2 protein-coding genes are annotated in these 1235 nt (G+C 60.1%); one reads left to right on the top strand and one right to left on the bottom strand.

The features are described from left to right. The coding region (locus tag FCK22_RS19570; RefSeq protein ID WP_136720747.1) for an SDR family oxidoreductase at window positions 1-156 on the top strand (156 nt) is incomplete at its 5' end. 98 nt (window positions 157-254) lie between these two features. On the opposite strand, the gene FCK22_RS17905 is transcribed toward FCK22_RS19570, so the two are convergent. Further along, window positions 255-1235 (bottom strand): cation transporter (locus FCK22_RS17905; RefSeq protein ID WP_136720746.1); only part of this gene is annotated, 981 nt, incomplete at its 5' end.

Genomic DNA, 1235 nt, shown 5'->3' with positions numbered 1-1235 from the left:
GATAAGGTTGAGGAATTTGGCGAAAACACCCCCCTTGGCCGCCCCGGTCAGCCGAATGAGGTGGCCCCGTCACTGCTGTTCCTCGCCTGCGAGGACTCATCTTATATGAGCGGCCAGGTGCTGCATCCGAACGGCGGCACGTTGGTCGGCGCATAAGCCAGATGAATGTTGCCCCGCGTGCGATGGCGCGGGGCAAAGTCGATGCGGGGGCGTGTCTGTAGGTCAGCTTTAAATCTGACGCGATCCGCCCCCGGTCACCCCACCGGACGCCGCCGAGCGCCAGAACGCAACGGCAGAGTGCCGTCATCCGCGCCTTCAATCGTGACCGACCCTGCAATCTTAGTTCGCGGCATGATCGAGATGTCGTGAATGCGCCAATGCAGGTCGAGCAATTCGGCCTCCGCCGCTTCGACCCTCTCGGGCGTAGCGCCGTTTTCATGCGCCACGACATAGATCGTGCCGGTCAGAAAACGCCCTTCTTCGCGCAGGCGCAGGCGGCTTTCGCGGACCCACGGCAGCGCGTTGAAAGTATTCTGCACCTCTCCGATCAGCGGGTCGAAATCCTTATCTTCAATCGTGCGCGGCATCTCATCGCTGAGGTCCCGGATCGCCGCGCCGGTGTGTTTGAAACCGTCATGCAGCACGTCCAAGGCGATCACGATGGCCGCGACCGCGTCGGCCCACCACCAGCCCATCCCGATCCCGAGGATGCCCACGATCCCGGCAAGCCCTGTCATCCAATCCGCCTTGTTCATCATGGCATCGGCATAAAGCGTCTTGTCATGGAGCATCTTGGCGGGTTTCATTTTTAAATGGCCGAAAATGACCGGCATCACGACGCTATAGGCCAGCGCCGCGATCATCACCCAGCCGAACCAAATGGTGGTGCCGAAAAACTCGACACTGCCGATGGTGGGGTGCTCCTGTTTGATGAGCGCGATGGAAGAGTCGACGATAAGAAAGATCCCGACCCCGCCGAGCGACACGGCGCTGATCAGATAAGCGATTGATGTGACACGGATATAGCCCAGTGGGAAACGGCGGTTGGGCTTCCATCCCTCGATCCATGAGCCAACGAGAAAGGCGATGGGCGGCACAAAGCTGAGCAGGTCTTCGATCCATGCGGTTTTCATCGCTTGGCTGCTGCCCACTGCAAAATAGATTGCCGCCACGATCGACCCTAAGACCGCGATCCAGATGACCTCAAGCCAGCGCGCGCGGTGCAGCGCTTTTTT

Origin of the sequence: Sulfitobacter sp. 15WGC, assembly GCF_005068605.1 — a bacterium.
In the GTDB taxonomy this organism is placed as follows: domain Bacteria; phylum Pseudomonadota; class Alphaproteobacteria; order Rhodobacterales; family Rhodobacteraceae; genus Sulfitobacter; species Sulfitobacter faviae.
This window is presented reverse-complemented; position numbering and strand designations above follow the sequence as displayed.